This is a genomic window from Nocardia sp. NPDC055165 (assembly GCF_053606985.1).
In genome coordinates, this window is the sequence record NZ_JBSGSS010000006.1 from 31,017 (window position 1) to 55,538 (window position 24,522).

A 24,522-nucleotide genomic window follows, 5' to 3' on the forward strand; every position below is an offset into this window, starting at 1 on the left:
TTTGCCCATGACGGCGGAATTCACCGGTTGGCACGTGCTGGCCGAGTTCGGTGGCGTCGACACAGCCCTGTGTGACGATCTCGAACGACTCGAATCGGCGTTGCGTGAGTCTCTGATCGCGGCGGGCGTCACCATCTGCGAAGTCGTTCACAAAAAGTTCGATCCGCAGGGGGTGACCGTCCTCGCGCTGTTGTCGGAGTCTCACGCCTCGATTCACACTTATCCGGAGTCCGGCGACATCTTCGTCGACGTCTTCACCTGCGGCAGCATCGGCGCGGGCGCGACGAAAGCCGTCGAGTTGCTCCGAGATAAGTTGTCCCCCACCACAGTTCGGATGCAGACGGTCCAGCGTGGCCACGGCGCCGAGAAGATCTACGAACCGGTGGGCGACGGCCTGACCCGGATCTGGGATCTGCACGAGGTGATCGTGGATACGAACACCCCGTTCCAGCACATGGTGATCGCGCGGACCGATCAGGGGATCTCCCTGTTCTCCGACGATGATCGCCAGTCCACCGAGTTCTCCCAGGTCACCTACCACGAGGCCATGATGGTCCCGGCGTTCGTGCTGGCGGAGAAGCTCGACCGGGTGCTGATCATCGGTTCCGGCGAGGGTGTGGCCTCGCAGATGTCGGTGGCGGCCGGGGCGACCCTGGTCGACCATGTCGACATCGATCAGCGCGAAGTGGAGCTGTGTGCCGAGCACCTGCCCTACGGCTACACCACCGACGAGCTCGCCGCCGCGGTGCGGCACGAGGGCCCGGTCCATGTGCACTACGCCGACGGCTGGGACTTCCTGGCGAACGCGCAGGCGACGGGCACCCGCTACGACGTGATCGTCATCGATCTGCCCGACGAGCGTGTCGAGGACGCCCAGCACAACCGCCTCTACGAGTCGGAGTTCCTGTCCCGATGTAAGGCACTGCTCGCTCCCGGCGGCGTGCTGTCGGCGCAGGCCGGTTGCGCGACCATGTGGCGCAACGAGACGCTGAAGCGTTCGTGGGGTCGTTTCCACGAGCAGTTCGCCACCGTGGTCCCCTACGGCAGCGACGAGCACGAGTGGACCTTCCTGTTCGGCCTGAACGAGAAGATCGACGACCCGGTCCGCGGCATGCGCGACCGTCTCGCCCTGCTCCCCTACCGCGCCGAGACCATCGACGCGCGGGCTCTGGAGCGCGGCGCGGTCGAGCCGTACGCCCTGCGCGACCGGTAGGGAATCCGCACCGACAGCGGGCCGGGACGTGTGATGCGTCCCGGCCCGCTGTCCTGGGTCCGGCGAAACCGCACCGGGGCGCGCCGCGGCTTGGCACCATGCGAGGACCGAGTTTCGACAGAATCGAGTCCGCCCATGAAGCCGACACCGTTGTCCGCGAACGGTCTGATGCCGGTCCACCGGCCATCTGACCGACGCCCGCGCCTCGATGCCCTGTCCACGGCGGGTATCGCCGCGTTCACGGAGCTGTTCACCGCGGCGCCGGAGACGACAGCATCAGATTTCGGCCGGCTGACCGGCGATCTGGTGATGCGGTCTTTTCCCGCGACCGGCTCCCGGTTGCTCGGACCACTGATGGACCGTCCCACCTACTTCTGGGTGGGCAAGTCCTTTCGTCACGTGGACGGCGGGATGGCATTCGGGCACAACATCTTCCGCCTGCTCGGCGGCATGCGGGCGCTCAACTTCGTGGCAACGGTCGGCGCATCCTCGGTCGACGGACGTGCGGCCGTGCGATTGGACTACGACGATCTCCGGGCCGGAAAGCCCGGTCCCGCCCACCGGATCTACGACGAGTTGCGCGAGATAGAGCCGGGTCTGTGGCTGGGACCCAGCTACTTCAAGCGCGGTGCGACACTGACGTCCATGGGCTGGTTCGCCCTGGATGCCTCGATCGAGTTCGACGGTCCACTGTGAGTCGGCCCCGCGCTCTCGCCCGGTGAGGGTACCGAGCCGGGGCACCGCCCGGCCCGGTACCGATGACTCACTCCGTGGCGGCTCGACGGGCGCGATACTCGGCGACGTTCACGCCACCGACGCCCCAATCCGTCAGCGGCACTTCATCGATCACGACGTAGGTGCTGTCGGGGGCCTTGCCGAGTACCTCGAAGAGCAGATCGGTGACGCCCTTGATGAGCTGCGACTTCTGTTCCGTGGTGACATTTTCGTCGGTGACCTTGATGTTCACGTACGGCATGAGCATGTCCTTTCGATGGGTGCAGCTCTCACAGGATGACCGGCGTTCGGGGCGCTGCGCACCCGAATCCGTTGTGTAGTAGGTCTTTTCGCCGACTCAGGCCGCTCGGCCGGAAATGAAGCCGCCGTCGACGGGCAGGATGTGGCCGGTGACGAACTCGGCGTCGGCGAGGTACAGCACGGCCGCGGTGGTTTCGGTGACGTCGCCGAGACGGTCGAGGAGGGCGAACCCGCCGAAGACAGCCTCGTTACCGCTCGCCAGCAGCGGCGTGCGCACGAAACCGGGGGCGACGGCGTTGACGCGAATACGGTCGACTGCCAGTTCGGCCGCCAAACTTGTGGTCAAGGCGTGGATCGCGCCCTTGCTGGCCAACGGCGCGGAGGCGGGGATATCGGCGATCGCGTGCGTGACGAGCACGGTGCCGATATTGACGATACTGCCGCCCGCACCCTGCTCACGAAGCCGCCGGACCACGGCCTGCGTGGTGAAGTAGGTGCCTTTCAGGTTGCCGTCGAGGTAGCCGGTCAACTCGTCGGCGGTGACCTCGGTGAACGGCTTCGCCGCGAACGTGCCCGCGTTGTTGACCAGCACATCCACCCCACCGAATCGCTCGACTGCGGCCGCGACCAGCGCCGAACCCGTTGCGGGCGAGCCGATATCGCCGACGACGACCGCCGTGCGCTCGGGCGCGCCCAACTCCTGGGCCACCGCCGCGAGCTTCGCGGCATCACGCCCGTTGAGCACGACATTGTCGCCGCGCTGAACGAAGGCACGAGCGATGTCGCGCCCGATCCCACTGGAGGATCCGGTCACGATGGCCGTTTTGATGGTGGACATGGTGTCTTCCCTTTCATTTGATACGACCGGTCGTCTTGGAATAGACACGCAGCAACCAGCCGGTCCGCCCGACCCTGATCAGGGCCGGAAGTAGTCGTCCAGCAGACGGTTCAGGCACTTGTGCAGCGGCTCGACGGTGCGCTGCAGCTTCATCCGGATCACAGCGCCCTCCCACGATTCGAGGAGCAGGTCGGCGAGGTCGACCGCGTCGATATCGCCGCGCACCGAGCCGTCGGCCTGCGCGGCGCGCAACGCGGCCGCGACACTGTCACGCCAGGCCACCCAGGCACTCGACAGTTCTTCCCGCAGCACGTCACTACCTTCGAGCTCGGCCGCGAGGTTCGCGAGCAGGCAGCCGCCGGTGAAGTCGGTGCGCACGAATTCGGCGGTCTGCCGCGCGAAGAAGACGCGCACACCACCGAGGGGGTCGGCGGTGGCGCCGAAGGCGTCGGCGAGGTTGCGCTGGATGCACAGTGAATGATGCTCGATCACCGCTCGAGCGAACGTCTCTTTGCTGTCGAAGTAGTTGTAGAACGAGCCTTTCGGCACCCCGACCTTGTCGAGCACCTGCTTGATGCCGGTGCCGTGATAGCCGTTGGACAGCAGATCGGCCGCGCCCTCCTCGATGAGAAGCGCTCTCGTGTCGTCGCTGCGCCGTGGTCGTGCCATGCGCAGAACTATACGACCGGTCGTCTAGGAATAGCAAGGTGCGCGTACGCACGCTACGCGGAAGGCGGCTGGTCTCCTGTTCGCATCGCGCGGTCCACGCCGATCTCAGTCGTCGTCGACACCGCGTGCGGCGAGGGCTTCGCCCATCGCGTCGGCGGTGCGCAATGCCCGTACCAGCACGGGCGTGACCAGTGCGGTCGCCGACCACGACACCCCGCGGGCTCGCCGAGCCTCGCCGACATCGTGGACGATCTGCGCCAGCAACGGAACACACCGGATGGCCAGTGCCAGAAGCAGGCTCACCCGCTCCGGATTCACTCCGACGCGGCGCAGCGGGCCGAGCGCGCGGGTGAGCGCATCGAGCATGGCGCTCACCCGCGTGGTCACCGTGACCAGCGCAGCGAGGGCCACCGACACGAGCAACACCCCGCACACCACCACGGCCCGCGCCGGCGAGGTGGTGAGCAGCTGGAACACCCCGATGATCGCGGTCATCCACAGCACCGGGCGCACCTGGGCGAAGGCCACCCGCCAGGAGACGCGGGCGAGCGCGAACAGACAGGCCACCAGCGCCGCAGCGACCAGCACAGTGAGTGGACCGCGGACGAACACCGTCATCGCGAGGATCGAGACCAGCAACAGCGCCAGCTTCACCCCCGCCGGCATCCGGTGCAGCGGCGAGTCGCCGGGGCAGTACAGGCCGATCATTCGATCAGGTGCCGATACGCGTCGATCGCCGCCGGCGGTGCGCCGTCGAAAACGACGCAACCGTTGTCCAGCAACACGACTCGATCGAACCCGTCGAGCAGTCCGAGCTGGTGGGTCACCACGATCACCTGCTGGTCGAGGGAGTTCAGCGCCTGCGAGACCCGCCGGGCATTGCGTAGATCGAGCAGCGTGGTCGGTTCGTCGGCCACGATCACCTCGGGCTCGCGAATCAGTGCGGAACCGATGGCCAGCAGCTGTTTCTGTCCACCGGAGAGCAGGTGCGCCGGGTGGTCGGTGTGCGCGGCGAGGCCGAATCGGTCGAGCATCCGCTGTACCCGGGCGGCGATATCGGTCTTGCTCAGGCCGCTGCGGCGCAGCGAGAACGCGAGGTCCTCGGCGACTGTCGGCATCACGATCTGGGTATCGGGGTCGGTGAACACGAAGCCGACCTTGCGCCGCACCTGCGCGCCCTTGCGGGCGACGTCGAGCCCGTCGACGGTGACGGTGCCTGCGGTCGGCTTCAGCAGTCCGTTGAGCATGCGGGCCAGCGTCGATTTGCCCGAGCCGTTGGCGCCGATGAAGCCGACCCGGCGTTCGGTGATCCGCAGATTTATCTCACGCAGCACGGTCCGGTCACCGAAACGATGCCCCACCGCGTCGACGACGATCTCGCTCACGACGCGCGGCGATCAGCCACGGATCAGCCCGGGATACGCGCGATGCACGCCCTTGGCGACGACCGTGGCGATCACGACCTTGGCGAGGTCGCCCGGGATGAACGCGAAGTTGGTCGACACCGCCGCCCACGGGCTGAGATCGGTGCGCACCAGCAGTCCCGCGGTGCCGAACAGGTAGATGATCACGATGCCGCCGAGTGCGTTGATCAGCAGACCGAACACGATCGGATACTTCGGCAGGATCATGGCGGTCAACAGACCGATGACCAGCGTCGCCGGAATCCAGCCGATCAGGTAACCCGCCGTCGGCGAGGCCAGGGCGGTGAGTCCGGTGCGGCCGCCGGACAGCAGCGGCAGCCCGATCATGGTCAGTGCGATGAACACCGCCACCGCGGCCGTGCCCTTACGCGCGCCCAGGATCGCGCCGGTGAGGATCACCCCGAGCGTCTGCAGCGTGATCGGTACCCCGCTGAACCCGACGGTGATCGCGCCGGGCAGGCCGAGCGCGGCGATCAGGGCGGCGAACACCGCGATCTGCGCCATGTCCCGTGCGGTGAAGGTGGCTGCCCACTTCGGGGATTTCTCGACTTCGGGCACGGCAGACATCCTTCGCTACACAATTGAACAACGTTCAAGATAGCAGGCGACCAGGTCGGTCTCGCAACCGGAGCGTGTGGGCGGACCTCACACGGTCATTGATCCAGTCGCGCGTTGAGAATCCGGGCGATCTCGGCGATCGCACCTGGTTGGGTCATCTCGAGGTGGGCTGCGTCGATGTCGAAGCTCGACACCTGCCCGCGGACCACCCGCGCCCATCCCTCGTGACCCGCGACGTCGGATCGCCGGTCGCGTGTCGCGGTGAAATAGAGCATGTCGCTGTCCAAGACCGCCGGACGCCACGCACCGGCTGCCCGGACCGCCAGGTTGTAGGCGTCGGTCAGGCGCTGGATCCGTGCGGCGTCGATGCCGAGGCTGCTTCCCAGATGTCGTTCGATCAGGTCGGCAGCCTCCTCGGCCGTCGCATCGGGGTCGATGAAATCGACGCCCATGACCGGGCCGAGATTGCTGATCAGCTCGCCGGCCGTCACGGCGCGCAGCGTCGACTCGTCGACACCGCCGACTTCGGCGTCCAGCAGTGCCAGCAGCGCGACCTGTTCACCGGCGGCGCGCATCTCGACGGCAATGGCATGGGCGATCGCACCACCCAGTGACCAGCCGAGCAGGTGATAGGGGCCGTGTGGCTGAACCGCGCGAATCTCGTCGAAGTAGCGTGCTGCCATTTCTTCGATCGATGTAGGACCGGGGATCTCACCGCCGATCTGTGGCGCCTGGATGCCGTAGATCGGTCGGCCGTCGGAGAGGTAGCGGTCGAGTGTGCGGTAGCACCACGACAGGCCGACGGCCGGGTGGATACAGAACAGTGGCGCTCGGTCACCATCGGTCCGGATCGGCAACAGCGTGTCGAAGCCGGCATCGGTCCCGTCGACGGTCGAACCGGAGCGGATTCTGGATTCGATCCGCTTGGCCAGGTCGGCCGGGCAGGGATCGGACAGCATCCAGCTGATCGGAACCTCGTAGTCGAGTTCCTTGCGCAACTCGCTCACCACTTGCACCGACTTCAGCGAGTTACCGCCCAATGCGTAGAAGTCGTCGTCGGCGCCCACCCGTTCCACGCCGAGCACCGTTCCGAAGGCCCGTGCGACCTCGCCTTCCAGCCACGACGCGGGCTCCCTGAACTCCGCTACCGAGAGCACCGGCTCCGGTAGCCGCAGACGGTCCAGCTTGCCCGACGAGTGGAAGGCCACCGAGTCGAGCACCATCATCGTGGCGGGCACCATGTAGTCGGGCAGTTTGGTCGCCGCGTGCGCGGCCACCGCCGCGGTATCGACCGTCGCGCCCGCGACAGGCACGAGGTAGCCGACCAGGTGCTCCATCGTACCGATGGGGCGCACCACCGCGATCGCCCGCGCGACGCTGGGGTGCTCGGCGAGTACTGCCTCGATTTCACCGAGTTCGATGCGCAGGCCGCGCAGCTTCACCTGGAAATCGGTGCGGCCCAGGTAATCCAATTCGCCGGTCCGGCGCCAGCGCACCAAGTCGCCGGTGCGGTACAGGCGCCTGCCGTCACCGTACGGATCGGGCACGAACCGTTCCGCGGTGAGGCCCGGGCGTGACTGGTAGCCGCGCGCGAGCTGGGTGCCCGCCAGGTACAGCTCCCCGGCGACGCCGGGCGGTACCGGATGCAACCGGTCGTCGAGGACGTATGCGCGCGTGTTCCATACCGGTGAGCCGATCGGCATGGTCGCGCTCTCGGCTTCGCTCACCCGATGCGCGGTCGAGCACACGGTGCATTCGGTCGGCCCGTACAGATTGTGCAACTCGACCCCGGGCACCATTCGCCGTGCCGCGGCCACCGTCTCGGGGTCGAATGCCTCACCGCCCACCAGCAGCGTCCGCACCGACTCGAGCGACTGCGCGGGCGCCATGTCCGCCAGTACCGCCACCATCGACGGCACCAGCGCGGCGACCGTGACCCGCTGGGCGGCGATGGTTTCGGCGAGATAGGCCGGGTCGGTATGCCCGTAGGCTCGCGCGATCACCAGCCGCGCGCCCGCCGCCAGCGGCGCGAACAACTCCCACACCGACATGTCGAACGTAGCCGGGGACTTCAGCAGGGCGACGTCTTTCGGCGTCAGCGCGTAGGTCTCGTTGACCCACCGCACCTGGTTGACCACTGAACAGTGCGATACCGCGACGCCTTTCGGTCGACCGGTCGACCCCGACGTGAAGATCACGTACGCGACATTGTGCGATCGCAGCGGCGCGAGCCGATCGGCGTCGGTGACCGGCCCGTCGTCGAATCCCGACAGCTCCAGCCCATCGAGAGACGACAGCTCCAGCGCCGGCGCGGCGATGGACAGCATGTAGTCGATGCGGTCGGCCGGCAGGTCCGGATCGACCGGCAGGTATCCGCCCCCGGCGGCGTGCACCGCGTAGATGGTGACGACCTGGTCCAGTGAACGCCGCATCCGCAGCGCCACCAACGACTCCGGCCCCACTCCGCGGGAGATCAACCACCGCGCCAACCGATTGACGCGGGACGCGAATTCCGCATAGGTCAATGTCTGCTCTCCGGCTGTCACCGCGGGCCGATCCGCTCGCGCCAGCACGGAGTGAGCGAAGAGGGAGGGGAGCGTCTCCTCCGGCTGGAGGCTGTAATCGGTCGAATTCCACTGCGTCAGGATGGTTTCGCGCTCATCGTCGCCGAGCAGATCCACTTCGCGCACCGGCTGTGTCGCATCGGTCACCAGTTCGCCGAGCAATCGCAGCAGGCGATCGACGATCGCTGTCGCTGTTGTGGCGTCGAAGAGGTCGCTCGCGTAGATCACCCCGCCGCTGATGCCGGCCGGGTCACCGGCGGAGTCATAGGAATCCGACATCGTGATCAGCAGATCGAACAGCGCGATGTCGGTGTCGGCCGTCACGGCGGACGCCGAGAGCCCCGGAAGTTCGAACTGGGCCCCGCCGACGTTCTGGAATGCCAGCATCACCTGGAACAGTGGATGGTGGGCGTGCGACCGCACCGGGTTCAGCTCTTGCACCAGCCGCTCGAACGGAACATCGGCGTGTCCGAACGCGGCCAGATCGGTCCCCCGCTGGTGTTCGAGTAGCTGGGTGAACGTCATCCCCGGCGTCAACCGGGTCCGCAGCACCAGGGTGTTGACGAACATCCCGACCAGATCGTCGAGTTCGGGCTCGCCGCGTCCGGCGAACGGAGTGCCGATCGCGATATCGTCCGTATCGGCCAGCCGGGCCAGCGTAGCCGCCAGCGCGGCATGGAAGACCATGAACAGCGTCGTGTTGTGTTCTCGCGCGACCTGCTGCAATCCCGCGTGCAGATCGGCACCGACACTGATCGGCACGCTCGCGCCCGCATGGGTCTGCACGGGCGGACGCGGTCGGTCGGTCGGCAGCCCCAGCAATACCGGGAGCTCGGCCAACTCGAGGGTCCAGTAGTCGATCTGGGCACGGAGCAGCGACTGGGGATCGTCTTCGGACCCCAATACCGTCCGCTGCCAGATCGCGTAGTCGGCGTACTGCACCGGCAACGGCGGCCGGCTCGGCGACTCCCCGAGCAGGTGAGCTGTGTACGCCGTCATCATGTCCCGTGCCAGCGGGCCGAGCGAGGACCCGTCGCAGGCGATGTGATGCACCACCACGGCCAAGACCCACTCGTCCCGCCCGAGCTCGAACAACCGCACCCGCACCGGCGCCTCGACCGTCACATCGAACACCGTCGAGACGAACGCCGACAACGACTCGGCCAGTTCGGGTTCCGCGACCGAGGTCACGGTCAGCGGCGGATACGCGTCAGCGGCGGAAAGGACCACCTGCGACGGCTCGCCGTCGGCATACGGGTATACGGTCCGCAGTACTTCGTGCCGATCCAGGACATCCTCGATCGCCGCGCGCAACGCGTCGAGATCCAGCTGTCCGGACAGCCGCAGCACCATCGGAATGCTGTAGGCGGCCGAGCCGGGCTCGAGCCGGTTCAGGAACCACATCCGCTGCTGTGCGTACGACAGGGGAATTCGCTGCGGCCGTGGCTGCGCGGTCAGCGCTACCCGACCGGTATCGGCGTGCGATTCGGCGCGCGCGGCCAGCCTCTCGACCGTCGGCGCTTCGAAGATCATCGACACCGGGATGGTCACGTCGAGCGCGGCACCGATCCGCGCGGCTACCCGGGTGGCCACCAGGCTGTTGCCGCCGAGGTCGAAGAAGTCGTCGTCGGCGCCGACGGGACCGTCGTTACCGAGGACGTCGGCGAAGACGCCCGCCACTATTTCCTCCGCCGGTGACACCGGTGCCCGGAACCGCTTGGCCTGGACGACGGGTGCGGGCAGGGCCGCGCGGTCGAGCTTTCCGTTCGGCGACAGGGGGATCGCGTCGAGGATCATCACCGCGGCGGGCACCAGGTACGACGGCAGCGCCTCGACCAATGCCGCGCGCAACTGTTCGCCCGAGATGCTCGCGCCGGTTTCGGGGACCGCGTAGGACACCAATTGTGCCGGACCGGTGCCCGCACGCCACGGCACCGTGACCGCGTAGGCCACCTCCGCCTGGGCGTTCAGCACCGCGTCGATCTCGCCCAGCTCTACCCGGTAACCACGGATCTTCACCTGGAAATCGTTGCGCCCCAAGAACTCCAGATCGCCGTCGGTCTTCCAGCGCACCACATCACCGGTCCGGTACATGCGGCGTCCCGGTTCCCCGAACGCGAGCGCCACGAACCGCACCGCGTCGAGAGCCGCCCTGTTCAGGTACCCGCGCGCCAGCGCCGGACCCGCGAGATACAACTCTCCGGCCACCCCCACCGGCACCGGCCGCAGCCGGTCATCCAGGACCAGTGCCTGGATCCCCGGCAGCGGGACACCGATCGTCGGCCGATCATCCGGTTGCAGCGCGCGCGTCGCCGTGGCGAGCATCGTGGCCTCGGTCGGCCCGTACAGCACCTGGAACTCCCGGGCGCCCGCGACGTCGGTGCCCGCCCATCGGCTCACCAGATCCGCCGGGACCTCCTCACCACCGGACAACACCATCCGCAGGTCGTCGAGCCCGGCCGGATCCACCGACGCGAGCGCGGCCGGGGTGATGAAGGCGTGGGTGACCCGCTGCACGCGCAGGAACTCGGCCAGCTCGTCGCCGCCGTAGATCCCCGTCGGCGCCACGATGAGCGCACCGGCTCGACTGGCCGCGATCAGGATCTCCATCACCGCGGCGTCGAACGACGGCGACGCGAAATGCAACACCCTGGACGTGTGCCGCAGCTCTCGGTCGGCGCGCCGCCCGGCGACGAAGCCGGCGATGCCGGAATGTGTGATGGCGACGCCCTTCGGCACTCCGGTGGATCCGGAGGTGAAGACCACGTAGGCGACATCCGAGGCTCGCAACGGCCGCGTCCGCTCGTCGTCGCCGATCGGGCCGCCCGCCGCCGCGTCGATCCGCGCGGCGACGGCCGGGTCGTCGAGCACGATCCAGTCCACCGAATCGGGCAGCTGGGCACGCACCGACGACACCGTAACCCCCAGCGTCGCACCGGAATCCGACACCATCTGCTCGATTCGGCTGTCGGGGTAGCTCGGGTCGACCGGCACGTATGCCGCACCCGACCGCACCACCGCCCACCACCCGACGACCGACTCCGCCGACCGCGCTGCTGCCACCAGCACCGGATTCTCCGGTCCGGCGCCACGGCGGATCAGCACCCTCGCCAGCCGGCTCGATCGTTCGTCCAGCTGCGTATACGACAGCGTGGCATCCCCCGCGACGACGGCGATACCGTCGCCGTTGTCCCGGACGGCCGAGGTGAACACCGCCGGCAGCAATCCGGACGGTTCCAGCGCCGCCACGGTGTGCGCCCCGACCCGCGAGGTGAGCGACGAGCGCTCGTCGGCTTCCAGCCAGTCGATATCGCCGACTACTACGGCCGGATCGTCGGCGACGGCTTCGAGTACCCGCACCAGCCGCCGGACGATCGCCGCTGCGGTCACCTCGTCGAACAGATCCCGAGCATAGGTCAACATTCCCGACATACCCTGCGCGGATGAATCGGACAGCACCAGCTGCAGATCGAACTGGATCGCCTCGGTATCCACCTCTGCCCGGGCCACCCGGACGTCGGGCAGCACCACTTCGATCGTCGACACGTTCTGGAATGCCAAGGCCACCTGGAACAATGGATGTCGTGCCGCCGATCGCTCCGGGTTCAACTCCTCCACGACCCGCTCGAACGGCACGTCCGCGTGCTCGAACGCCAGCAGGTCCGTCTGCCGGGTGCGCATCAGCAACTCGGCGAACGGCTCGCCCGTATCCACGCGGGTCCGCAAGGCCAGCGTGTTCACGAACATCCCTACCAGATCGTCGAGACCAGGCTCGCCCCGTCCCGCGACCGGGGTGCCGATCACGATGTCATCGCTGCTGCTGAGCCGCCCCAACACCGCTGCCAGCGCCGCGTGCATCACCATGAACAGCGACGACCCTCTCGTCCGTGCCAGCGCGATCAGCCGCTCGTGCAGGCTCGCACCGATCTCCACCGGTACCCGGCCTCCCGACAGCGATGCGACGGCCGGGCGTGGGCGGTCCGCCGGAAGTTCCAGCCGGTCCGGTGCACCCGCGAGCGTCGAGCGCCAGAACTCCAACTGCTCCGACATCAACGACGCCGGATCGTCCGCGGCCCCCAGCATCTGCCGTTGCCACCACGCGAAATCCGCGTACTGCACAGCGAGCGGCTCCCACAGCGGTGCCTGCCCGGCCAGTCGCGCGGCATAGGCCACCATCACGTCACGCGCCAGTGGCCCCATCGACTGACCATCGCCCGCGATGTGATGGACCACGAGCACCAGCAGGAATTCTCCTGTGTCACTGTCGCGCTCGGCGCCCAGCTCGAACAAGCCCACTCGCATCGGCACCCGGACGGTCACATCGAATCCACGCCGCACGAACTCGCCCACCACCTCCTGGACGGAATCCGCGGGCACTCGCACCGCCCGCACCGGCACCGCGGTCTCGTCGAGAACGACCTGGCGCGGCTCACCGGCGACTTCTGGATATATCGTCCGCAATACTTCGTGGCGCGCGACCACATCGGCGAGGGCGGCAGCCAGCGCTTCGGTGTCCAGCCGTCCGGACAGCCGCAGCATCACCGGAATGCTGTGCACCGCCGAATCCGGCTCGAACCGGTTCAGGAACCACATCCGCTGCTGGGCCAGCGACAGCGGCACGGAGTCGGGGTGGGCGCCCGGCAGCAGAGGCAACCGGCCCCCACCGCTGAGCGCCGCGGCGAGACCGGCCAATCCGCCGACGGTCGGCGCCTCGAAAACCGACCGCACCGGAACTCGCGTATCCAGGGCAGCGCCGAGGCGCGCCACCACCATCGAGGCGCTCAGGGAATCGCCGCCCAGCGCGAAGAAGTCGTCGTCGACTCCCACCCGGTCCACGTCGAGCACCTGCTCGAACGTCCGCGCGACCAACTCCTCCAACCCCGGCGACGGCGCCCGGAATTCTCGCGTGACGGACACCGGCTCGGGCAGCCGCTCGCGATCCAGCTTCCCGTTGACGGTCAGCGGCACCTCGTCCAGCACCATCACCGTGGACGGCACCATGTACCGGGGCAGCACCTCGGCCAGTGCCGCACGCAACTCCTCGCCCGATACCTGCGTCCCCGGCGCGGGCACGACATAGGACGCCAGCACCGCCGCTCGCCCGCCGTCGCGGCGCGGCACCGTGACCGCGTACGCCACATCCGCCCGCGCATCGAGCACCGCGTCGATCTCCCCCAGCTCGATCCTGGTGCCGTGCACCTTCACCTGAAAATCGTTGCGCCCCACGAATTCCATCTCGCCGTCGACGCCACGGCGCACCACGTCACCGGTGCGGTACATCCGCTGACCCGGCTCCGCGAACGGGCACGCGACGAACCGCGACGCGGTCAACCCCGTCCGGGCGGCGTACCCGTCGGCCAAGCCGGGACCGAACAGATACAGCTCGCCCTCGACACCGTGTGGCACGGGCCGCAACCAGGTATCGAGCACGACGACCGCGACGGGGCCGACCGGCCTGCCGATCGTGATCGCGGCATCGGGGGCCAGTGCGTCGCTGGCGGTAGCCCAGATCGTGCTTTCGCTCGGCCCGTAGAGATTGACCATGGTGCGGTGCGGCGCCCACCGATCGACCAGTTCCGGCCCGACCGGCTCACCGGCTGTCGCCAGCACGCGCAGCCCGTCGAGACCGTCGCACGAAACTGTCGCCAGCGCAGAGGGAGTGATCACCACGTGCGAGATATGTTCACGCCCGATCAGATCCGCCAGCTCGGGTCCGGCGTAGACATCGGGAGGCGAGACGACCAGTCGGCCGCCCGAGCCGTGCGCCATCAACAACTCGAACACCGAGGCGTCGAAGCTGGGCGAGGCTACCTGCAGCACCACCGAACTCGGGTCGACGCCGAGAATCCGCCGCTGCGCCGCGACGATATCGGCCAGGCCGCGATGGCTGACGAGCACGCCCTTGGGCATACCGGTCGACCCGGAGGTGTAGCTCACGTACACGGTCTGATCCCGCCGGATCGGACCGCCGCGTTCGACATCGGTGATCGGCACCGCGGCAACCGAATCCGCGGTGTCGAGCATCTGCTCCTGGTCGAGGATCAGCCAGTCGACGCCATCGGGAAGGTGCGCCCCGGCGGAGGAGTCGGTCAGCCCGAGCACGGCTTTCGAATCCGACAGCAGAAAGTCGATCCGCTCCGGCGGCAGGGTCGGGTCTATCGGCAGGACTGCGGCACCGGTCTTCGCCACAGCCCACAGGGTCACCGTCGCCGCCAGGGATCGCGGAAGCACCGAGGCGACGACCTGTCCCCGCTGGACGCCGTGCCGCAGCAGGACCCGGGCCAGACGTGCGGATCGCTCGTCGAGCTGCCGGTACGTCATGGCGGTCGCACCGCATCGCACGGCGATGGCGTCGGGTTCGGCGGTAGCGCACGCAGTGAGGATCCGGTCCAGCGTGTCCGGGATTTCCGGTTCCGCACCCGAAACCGGCCACGACGGCCCCGGTTCCTGGTCGAGCGGCAGCTCACCCAGCCGTAGGTCGGCGTCGACGGCGATCCGGCCGAGCAACTCGACGAAGCGGTCGAGGATCCGGCGCGCCGCCGCGGTGTCGAACGTGCGGTCGTGGAATCGCAGGGTGATCCGCAGTGCCTGTGCTTCGCCGTGCACGGACTGTTTCGGCGCCACGACCAGGCTCAGCGGGTACGGCGTCGCGTCGACACCGCTGAGTTCGTCCACCCGCAGGCCCGCCGACTCGATGAGTTGCTGTAGTGCCGCCCGGTCGACGGGGAACGATTGGAAGGTGACGGCGGTGTCGAAGAGTTCGGGCAGACCGACGCTGCGGTGGATCTCGGGCAGGCCGATGTGGTGATGATCCAGCATGCGAGCGTGCCGCTCCTGAATGCCGGTCAGCAACTCGCGCACCGTCATGGTGGGTTCGAGCGGGACTCGCACGGGAATCGTGGTCAGGAACATGCCGAGCGTCTGCTCGACCCGCGGTAACTCCGGTGGCCGTCCCGACACCGCGGATCCGAAGATCACATCGGTCTCACCGGTCAGGACGCGCAGATTCAGGGCCCAGGCCGCGGCGACCGCCGTATTGATGGTGACGGCCGACTCGGCTGCCACTCGACGGAGACCTCCGAAACGATCTGCCGTCAGCTCGGCCTCGATTTCGGCGGCGGATACCGAACCCGTCGCGAGCACGTCGCGCGACACCCGGGTGGGAGCGTCGACATCCGAAAAGGCCTGTGCCCATGCCGCCTTGGATGCGGCGGCGTCCTGGCGCCCCAGCCAGGACAGATAGTCGCGGTAGGAGGGTGCGGGTCCGGCGGAGTCGATATGGGTGGGAGACCCGTAGTAGTCGAGCAGTTCTCGCATCAGCAGCGGCATCGACCAGCCGTCCAGGATCACATGGTGATTCGTGACGAGCAGCCGGAAGGACCCCGCGTCGAGACGGATCAGCGTCAAGCGCAGGAGCGGAGGAGCCGACAGGTCGAATCCCGCCGCCGCGTCCGCCGCGGCGATCGTTGCCGGGTCGGCCGGGGATTCCGCGTCGCGGTCACCGGCGAGATCGATCTCCCGGAATCCGATCTCGGCATGGTCGAGCACGATCTGACGGGGCCCGCCCGCGGTCTCCACAAACGCGGCCCGCAGGATGTCGTGCCGGTCGACCACGGCCTGAGCGGCACGGCGCAAGCGCTCACCGTCGACCTCGCCGGAAAATCCGATCATCGTCTGGACGGTGTAGTTGTCCCCGGCATCCGGGTCGAACGTCGAGTGGAAATGCACACCGGACTGCATGGGCGACAACGGCCAGACGTCGGACAGGCCGTGGTATTGCTGCTCGAGCCGATCGATGTCGGGTTGGGTGAGGGCGACGAGCGGAGAATCCGAGGCGCGTTCCACCGGCGGGGCCCCATCGCCGTCGGCCATCGCGGCGAGGGCGGCAACTGTCTTGCCTTCGAAGACATCTCGCGGCGTGAGCGTGAGCCCGGCGGATCGCGCCAGCGCCACCAGTCGCATCGAGACGATGCTGTCCCCGCCGAGCGCGAAGAAATTGCTGTCGGCGGACACGGTGTCGAGATGGAGCACGTCGGCGAAGAGTTTCGCCATGACCTGTTCGGTATGCGTCGACGGCATTCTGCCGTCCGCGGCGTGGGCATCGAAGGACCTCTGCCGCAATGCTTTCCGATCGAGCTTTCCGGTCGGTGTGCGCGGCATCTCTTCGAGCTGCACGATCGCCGCGGGGTTCATATAGCGCGGTAGCGTGCGCGACAGATCGTCGCCGAGTGCCACCACGTCGACCACGGCCCCCGAGGCGGAGACGAAATAGGACACCAGCACCGGTTCGTCGGCAGGCCCCTTCACCACGACGGTCGCGACGCTCGCCACCTCCGGGTGCAGAGCCAGGTGCGCATCGATTTCCCCCGGCTCGATCCGCAGACCGTGGATCTTGACCTGCTGATCGCCTCGACCCAGATATTCCAGTGCCAATCCGGCGCGACCGCGCACCCAGCGCACGGAATCACCGGTGCGGTAGATCCGTTCGCCGCGAACCGATCGCGGATCCGCGACGAAGCGCGACGCGGTCACACCCGGTCGACCGACGTACCCGCGGGCGAGTCCGGGCCCACCGATATAGAGTTCGCCCACGACACCGACCGGCACCGGTCGCAGCCACCGGTCCAGAACCATCGCCGACGCGCCCCGGATCGGGCCGCCGATCGTCACCAGTTCGCCGGGTACCAGAGCGTCCGACCCCGTCGCCCAGATCGTGCACTCGGTCGGTCCGTAATGATTCATCAGCCGTCGGCCGTGCCCCCACCGGTTCACGGTGTCCGGCTCGGTCGCTTCGCCGACGACCGCGAGCGATGTCAACGACGGCGTCCGGGACGGATCCATGGTTTTCAGCACCGACGGGGTGATGATCGCGTGCGACACCTGCTGCGACCGAAGCAATTCCTCGAGGTCGGTCCCGGCGTACACCTCCGGCGGCGACACCACGAGACCGGCGCCACTCCCGTGCGCCAACAGCAACTCCGACAAGCAGGCGTCGAAGCCCGGCGACGCGACCTGCAGCACCACCGAACCCGGACCGACACCGAAGGCGTCGACCTGCGCCGCGACGAGGTCGGCCAGGCCGCGATGGCTGAGGTGGACCGCCTTCGGTTTGCCGGTCGATCCGGACGTATAGATCACGTATGCCGCGTTGTCGGCCGACAGCCGATCGGCCCCGGCCGAGACTTCGGACAGACGGGGAAGATTTTCGTCAGCATCCGTAGCCGCAGCGTCCAGCGTCAACCAGTCGACGGTGTCCGGAAGGCTCGGTGCGACATCGCTGGTCGTCACGCCGAGACCGGTCCGGGAGTCGGACAACAACTCCGCGATCCGCGCGGCGGGATTGCCGGGATCCAAGGGCAGGAAGGCGGCGCCTGTCTTCGCCACCGCCCAGATGGCGACCACCAGTTCAGCCGAACGGGGAACGGCCAACGCGACGATCGACTCGGCGCGAGCACCATGGCGGGCCAGCAGATGAGCGAACTCGTCGGCGCGGCGCTCCAGCTCACGATAGGTCCACGTGGTGTCGCCGCACCGCAGGGCCACGGCATCCGGATACCTGCGCGCGGTCCCCCACAGGATGTCGCGCAGCACGAGCTCCGCGGCGGGCGGCTCCTCGCTGCCGACCGAAAGCAGTTCCGCGCGTTCGGAATCCCAGCAGGAGGAGATCGCGGCGACGTTGCGGGCGGGATTCCTGACGATCTGCGTGAGAAGAAGCTCGAAGCGTTCGAGCAGCGTACGGACCTCGGCCGAATCGAATCGGTCGGTGGCGAATTTCAGCGTCACCGTGTAGGTGCTCGGCTCGTCGGCGGCATCCGATCGCCGGTCGCGACTCGACCGCGGCGGGGACACTTGCAAACTCAGTGGATACGGCGTGGCATCGTGTGCGTCGATCTCGACGAACCGCAAGCCGGCGTCGGAGAGATTGCGCGCCAGCAGTTCCCGGTCGAGCGGATAGGACTCGAGCACCGTCGCGGTGTCGAACATATCGGTGATGCCGGTGGCCCGTTGCAGCTCCGCCAAGCCGATGTACTGATGATCCAGCATGGCGGCTTGCTCGGATTGCACGCGGACGAGCAGGTCGCCGACGGTTTCGCCGGGGTCGAGGCGGACTCGGACGGGCAGCGTGTTGACGAGAAGCCCGACCATGCGCTCGACATCCGGAATCTGCGGCGGGCGGTGCGCGATCGTATTGCCGAAGACCACGTCGGACCGTCCGGTCAGCGCGGCCACCAGCAGTGCCCATGCCACCTGCAGGGCCGTGTTGGCGGTGACGCCGTGTGAGCGGCCCAGATCGAGAAGCGCTGCGGTGGTCGCCGCGTCCAGGTTCAGGTCGACCTCACCGACGTGCGCGGCGACGGACCGATCCGGCCTGCCCGTGACCCGTGTCGGACTGTCGATTCCGGCGAGTGTCTCCCGCCACGCGGCGATTGCGGCGTCGCGATCCTGCGCCTGCAGCCACCGCAGATACTCCCGGTACGAACGAGGGGGCGCGAGCTCGGCGGTGTCGCCATCGGAGGTGTACAAGGAGAGCAGCTCGTGGATCAGCAGAGGCATCGACCAGCCGTCGAGCACGAGGTGGTGGTTGGTGACCAGCAACTGGAAAGTATCGACGCCGGTGCGCACGAGGTGGAAACGCACCAGCGGTGGATGGGCCGGGTCGAACGGAGCCACGGCCGCCCTCGCGAGTCGCCGAAGTGCTCGCGCCCGCCTGCCCCCATCGCTGATGCCGGCGAGATTCGACTCGCCCCAATCGACTTCGGTGTCGCGCAGGACGATCTGCCGTGGCCCATCGGCACTCTCGACGAACGCCGTCCGCAGGCTGTCGTGCCGGTCGATGAGCACCTGCGCGGCGCGGCGCATCCGCGCACCGTCCACCTGCCCGGCGAAGGTCAGCGCCACCTGCACGATGTAGCCGTCGTCGCCGTCGCGGTCGTAGATGGTGTGGAACAGCAGCCCGGACTGCAAGGCGGTGAGCGGCCACACATCGATCATCGACGGGTATTTCCCCAGCCAGTGGTCGACATCGTCCTGCGATACGGCGGTGAGCGGGAAGTCGGAGGGCGTGAAGCCGTAGCCGGTGTCGGATCGGACGTGGTCGGCGAGTGCCCCCAGCGCGCGAGCCCACAGCCCGGTGAGCTCGTCGACCTCCTCGGCACCCAATACCTGCGAGGCGAATTCCCAGGTCACATCGAGTTCGAGCCCGTCGCGACCTTCCTCGGCGATCGCGTTGACATCGAGCACGGCCGGCAGCGCCATCCCCGGATCGCTCGTCGCGGTCAGTGCGGTGAACTCGGTGGTGGGCGCCCAGGGCATCGAGCGTTCAGCGACACTGACCCGCCCGAGGTAGTTGAAGCTGATCTGAGGTTCGGGCAAGTCCGCGAGCTCGGCACGGCCCTGGGGATCGAGATGACGCAGCACCTGGTAGCCGATGCCGTTGTCCGGCACCGCGCGCAACTGCTCCTTCACCTGTTTGATCGCCAGTCCAGCACCTGCGCCGCCGGCCAGCGCGTCATCGAGATCGACACCGTCCCAGTCGATCCGGACCGGGAAGCGTGTGGTGAACCAGCCCACGGTGCCGCTGAGATCGGCGCCCGGCACGGCCCGCTCCTCGCGGCCGTGTCCCTCCAGCGAGATCAACTCGCCTGCGGCCGCCGCTGTACCGCGCCTGCGCCGCCACTCACCGAGTGCCAATGCCAGCGCCGCGAGCAGCGGATCGTTGGCGCTGCAGTGGAAGCGATCCGGAATGGTGGTGAGAACCGCCTCGGTGACCGCTGCCGGGATGCGCTGATGGACCCGGCCCGCCGTGGCGCCGACGTCACGATCGGGAACCAGACGGCGCGATCCGAGTAGCTGATCACCCGGCGCGAGGACGTCCTTCCACCTGTCGAGTTCCGCCGACCGTCTGCCCGGTGCCCGCTCGACCAGGCCGTGCGCCCACCGCCGGAACGAGGTGGTGATCGGGCCGAAATCCGGTTCACCGCCGGCGGAGATCTGCGACCAGGCCCGCGCGAGGTCGGCGAGGATGATGCGCCACGACACCACGTCGACGGCGAGATGGTGAATCACCAGCCACATCAGGTCGGGTCCCGAGCCGTGGAGATCCCGCATCCAGACGGCTTGAACGAGCACACCCTTGCCCGGGTCCAATCGATCGGCGGCCTGCTGCAGGTGACGGTCGACCTCGGCGGCGTCCCGTCGCTCGAGGCGAACATCGACAAGCGCGGCGTCCGGGTCGACCGCGTTCGGCTCGAGTACCTCGACGTAGCGATCAACCGAATCGCCGCGCAAGACCGCGCGCAGCATGTCGTGGCGGTCCAGCAGGGATCCCACTGCGCGCACGAGGCCCGCTCGATCGACCCCATCGGGCAGCTGCACGAGCGCGGCCTGCGCGAATCGGTCGTAATGACCCCGATCCAGCATTGCGCACATGATCGGCGACAACGGCAGCGGCCCTACGCCGCCGCCGGGCAACTCGGCCAACTCGGGCGTATCGCTTGATTTCGTCGCCGTGGCCGCCAAGCCCGCCACGGTCTTGTGCACGAACACATCCTGTGTGGAGAAACTCAGGCCATCGGCTTTGGCCCGCGCCACCAGCTGGATCGACAGAATGCTGTCGCCGCCCAGGGCGAAGAAGCTGTCGTCCGCCCCGACCAGAGGCACGCCGAGCACCTCGGTGAACAGCCGTGCGATCGCCTTCTCCCGGGCGGTGGCCGGCGGCCGGCCGACCGGCGCGGTCCCGAACTCCGGCTTCGGCAGAGCGCTGCGATCGAGCTTGCCGAAGGCGTTCACCGGGAGGCTGTCCAACGCGATGATCACCGCCGGAACCATCTGCGGCGGCAGCGAATCACGGGCGAAGCGCTGGAGTTCGAGCGGTTCGATCCGACGGCCGCTGACCGGGACCACATACGACGCCAGCACGGTCGTGCCCGCGTTGTTGTGCACCGGCACCGTCACCGAAAGATCCACGTCCTCGTGTGTGGTGAGCGCGGTGTCGATTTCACCCGGTTCGATCCGGTAGCCACGGATCTTGACCTGGAAGTCGCCGCGTCCCAGCAATTCCAGCGCCATCTCGGCGTTGTCGCCTGTCCAGCGCGCGATGTCGCCGGTGCGGTACATCCGCTCGCCCGCGCCGCCGTACGGATCCGCGACGAACCGGGCGGCGGTTTCGGCGAACAGATGGCTGTATCCGCGGGCCAATCCCGGCCCGGCGAGATACAGCTCGCCCGCGGTGCCGTTCGGCACCGGTTGGAGCGTTCGGTCCAGCACCATCGCCGCGACGCCACGAAGGGGGCCACCGACCAGGTGGGCGTGACCGGGTCTGAGCACGCCGCCGGCGGCGGTCACGGTGGCCTCGGTGGGACCGTATTCGTTGTACATGGACAACGACGGCGCCCACCGCTCGATGACGTGCGGTGGACAGACGTCGCCGCCGACCACGAGCACGCGCACGTCGGTCGCCGGATGCGGGTCCACGGTTGCCAGCATCGTGGGCGTCAGGGTCAGGTGGGTCACGTGCTCGTCGGCCAGCAGTCGCGTGAGCGGCTCGCCGCCGGTCACCTCGGGCGGCACGATCACCAGCGCGGATCCGCTCGCGAAGCAGGTCAGAAACTGTTCCATGGAGGCGTCGAAACTGGGCGAGAGCGCATACGACACCCGAGAGGTCGCATCTATTCCGTAGGTGGCGGCGCGGTCGGCAATCAGATTCGCGAGGCCGGTGTGCGTGACCTGAACGCCTTTCGGCGTTCCGGTGGATCCCGAGGTATAGGTGACGTAGGCGATATTGGACGGGCGCAGTGGCCGGATACGGTCGTCGTCGGAAATCGGCCCGCTGTCGGCGCCGCCTTCCCCCAGGGTCGCGGGATCATCGAGAACCACACAACGCGTCGCCGGTGGGACTCGGTCGCGCAAGTCGTCGATCGTGATCACCACGGTCGCGCCGCTGTCGGCGACCATGTGTTCTACCCGCTTGCGCGGGTACTCGGGGTCCAGCTGGACCACCGCGGCCCCACATTTCGCGATCGCCCATGTCGCCACCACGGATTCGACCGAGCGTCGCAGCATGATCGCCACCGCCGCGTCCGGGCCACAACCCAGAGCTATCAGATGCCGGGCCAGCTGGGAGGATCTGTCGTCCAGCTCGCCGTAGGTCATCGTCTGCCCGGCCGAGACGATCGCGCACGCACTGCGATCCCGGCGCGCGCTCTCGGTCAGAATCTCGGGAAGCAGCCGTGTTTCGACTCCGCTCGGCCCCCGCACCCGCGGCAGCGTGGACCGCTCGTGTACGTCGAGCAGCGACAATCCGCTGACTCGACATTCCGCTCCCCCGGCGAGGAACTCGTGCAGGAACATGCGGAACCGCCGGTGGTGGCCAGCGAGCTCGTCCGGGGTGTAGGCGCTCGGATTTCCCTGGAAATCGATATGCGTACTGTCTTTGCCCGCACCCGGGTAGATATTGACGAAAAGGTCGGCGGTAGGGCCTGAGGTGAGGACGTTCAGGCGGCCTGTCGTGTTGCCGAGCACAACCTCGTTCTCGATCAGCATCAGGTTCACGGCAGGCCCGAAGGACGCCGCCTCGTCGCGCGCGATCCCCATATCGTGGAATATGTCCTCCTGGCGGTAGCGCTGCCGCCGCAGTGCACTCGTCAACTCACTTTGCACCGCGGCGATCAGTTCACCGACGTTGCGGCCGGCCACCCGCACCCGCAGCGGCACCACATTCGCCACCATCCCCCCGGAACGGCGCAGCACGGCGGAGTGCCGACCCGAAACCGGCAGGCTCAGCATCACTTCGTCGCTTCCGGTCATCCGCGCGAGATAGGCGGCGAACGCCGCGACGATGGTCGGCGCCACGCTCTGACCATGTTCGAGCGCGACGCTTGTCAGCAGACGCGCGGTGGCGTCGGGCAGCTCTGTGCTGACCAGCGCCGGATGGATGGTGGGCTTGCCGACGCGACCGGCCAGGCTGACGGCGGGCGGCGCGCCTGCCAGATGCTCCAGCCAGTAGTTGCGGTCGTTGTCGAAACGTGTCGAACCCCGGTACGCCAGGTCCTGCTCGACGATGACCTCCAGGTCCTGCGCCGCGCACGATGCCGGTTCCTCGGACTTCACCCAAGCGTTGTACAGCTCGGTCATCCTGTGCAGCATCGTTACCGCGGCGAATCCGTCGAGCGCGATGTGGTGCGCGCGCTGGTACCACAGGACATGGTCCTCGCCGACCCGGAACACGATGCTCGTCACGAGGTCGTCGTTCAGCATGTCCAGCGGAGCGGAATAGTCCTGAGCCATCATCGCGCGCGCGGTCGCCACCGGATCGGCATGATGGCGCAGGTCCACGACCGATACCGGACCTCCACGGTCCTCGTCGACGAACTGACAGGGCTCTCCATCGACCTCGATCAGTCGCGTATGCCCGGATCCGAACTCGCGACTGGCGGTTCTGCAGGCCTCGGCAAGCAGTTCGGCGTCCACCTCTCCGACGACCTCGACGTATTGGGCCACAGAAATCGGTGACGATTCGGTGAGGTGCTGGGCAAACCAGATCCCCCGCTGCGCCGCCGTCAGCGGAAAGATTTCGAATGACGGGTGTCCGCTGCCGTTGGACCCAGCACCGGAACCGTTACCGGAATCCTTTTTTTGGGAATAGCGGAATGAGCCGATTTCCAACCGCTTCGACCGGTCCTGACTGTCATCGATGCGACTCTTTCGGCCCATTTCGACCTCCCCTCTTACAGCTCACTTCAAGATGTCGATTATATAGCCGCAAAGTTGCCGAATCCGATTTCCGGAACCTTTCAACATGGTCACGAACACAGAAAGGACGTTTAGGACGTCGCCGCCGTGGCGATCGGCATCCCGACCTGGCCGACCCCTGTTCGACGTCCTCTCCGATGGGCCGTCCCGACCGTCCGCCCAGAGTCGGATCACCCGCGGTACATGCATCGGGTACCGAATTCAGCACGATTCGGAATCGATCCACAAAGGTGGCGCAGACACTTGCCGCACCGCTCCGATCGCTATACCGTGTCGTGGGGGCTGTGGACCGAACTCCCCGGCCACAGCATTCCCGAACACGTGAATGCCAATAGTTAACTGCAATGATTCTAGCGCTGGTCGAAGAAACCGACGCATCGCAGGATCATCGAGAAGTTATTTGATTTGCGATGCTAAATATCCGCTCGCCCTCGGATGGCGAGCGGAGAAAAGTCCATTTTGCGAAATTTATTCTGCAACTATGACAATTCGCCTGGCTCGACAACGAGCCCACTGTCACAACAAGCATTG

General features: G+C 67.6%; 9 protein-coding genes. 2 read left to right on the forward strand and 7 right to left on the reverse strand.

Features of this window, described 5'->3' with window-relative positions; genetic code table 11:
- Nucleotides 1-7 precede the first annotated feature (7 nt).
- Both speD and ACWFRF_RS14195 read left to right on the forward strand, forming a co-directional pair.
- Nucleotides 8-1,213 (forward strand): adenosylmethionine decarboxylase, encoded by a 1,206-nt coding sequence (gene speD, locus ACWFRF_RS14190; protein ID WP_452450264.1) that lies wholly within the window; start codon nt 8-10, stop codon nt 1,211-1,213.
- A 135-nt stretch (nt 1,214-1,348) separates the two neighbouring features.
- Complete coding sequence (locus tag ACWFRF_RS14195; protein WP_378988596.1) at nt 1,349-1,909, forward strand: hypothetical protein; 561 nt, start codon at nt 1,349-1,351, stop codon at nt 1,907-1,909.
- Nucleotides 1,910-1,976: 67 nt separating this feature from the next.
- Here ACWFRF_RS14195 and ACWFRF_RS14200 read toward each other — a convergent pair whose 3' ends face one another.
- The 7 genes from ACWFRF_RS14200 to ACWFRF_RS14230 all read right to left on the reverse strand — a co-directional run bounded on the left by ACWFRF_RS14200 (nt 1,977) and on the right by ACWFRF_RS14230 (nt 23,904).
- Nucleotides 1,977-2,189 (reverse strand): tautomerase family protein, encoded by a 213-nt coding sequence (locus ACWFRF_RS14200; protein ID WP_378988594.1) that lies wholly within the window; start codon nt 2,187-2,189, stop codon nt 1,977-1,979.
- A 96-nt stretch (nt 2,190-2,285) separates the two neighbouring features.
- On the reverse strand, nt 2,286-3,026 hold the full coding sequence (locus tag ACWFRF_RS14205) for an SDR family NAD(P)-dependent oxidoreductase (protein WP_387442459.1): 741 nt from the start codon (nt 3,024-3,026) through the stop codon (nt 2,286-2,288).
- A 78-nt stretch (nt 3,027-3,104) separates the two neighbouring features.
- A complete protein-coding gene (locus ACWFRF_RS14210; protein ID WP_378988590.1) occupies nt 3,105-3,695 on the reverse strand; it encodes a TetR/AcrR family transcriptional regulator in 591 nt (196 codons plus the stop codon).
- Nucleotides 3,696-3,800: 105 nt separating this feature from the next.
- Entirely contained in the window at nt 3,801-4,403 is a 603-nt protein-coding gene (locus tag ACWFRF_RS14215) for an energy-coupling factor transporter transmembrane component T family protein (RefSeq protein WP_378988588.1), read from the reverse strand.
- On the reverse strand, nt 4,400-5,080 hold the full coding sequence (locus ACWFRF_RS14220) for an energy-coupling factor ABC transporter ATP-binding protein (RefSeq protein WP_452450267.1): 681 nt from the start codon (nt 5,078-5,080) through the stop codon (nt 4,400-4,402). Before ACWFRF_RS14220 ends, ACWFRF_RS14215 begins: the two co-directional genes overlap by 4 nt.
- Before the next feature lie 12 nt (nt 5,081-5,092).
- On the reverse strand, nt 5,093-5,686 hold the full coding sequence (locus ACWFRF_RS14225) for a biotin transporter BioY (RefSeq protein ID WP_387442451.1): 594 nt from the start codon (nt 5,684-5,686) through the stop codon (nt 5,093-5,095).
- Nucleotides 5,687-5,772: 86 nt separating this feature from the next.
- The gene (locus tag ACWFRF_RS14230; RefSeq protein WP_452450601.1) at nt 5,773-23,904 is read right to left on the reverse strand and encodes an amino acid adenylation domain-containing protein; all 18,132 of its coding nucleotides are present in this window, start codon (nt 23,902-23,904) and stop codon (nt 5,773-5,775) included.
- Between the last annotated feature and the right edge of the window lie 618 nt (nt 23,905-24,522).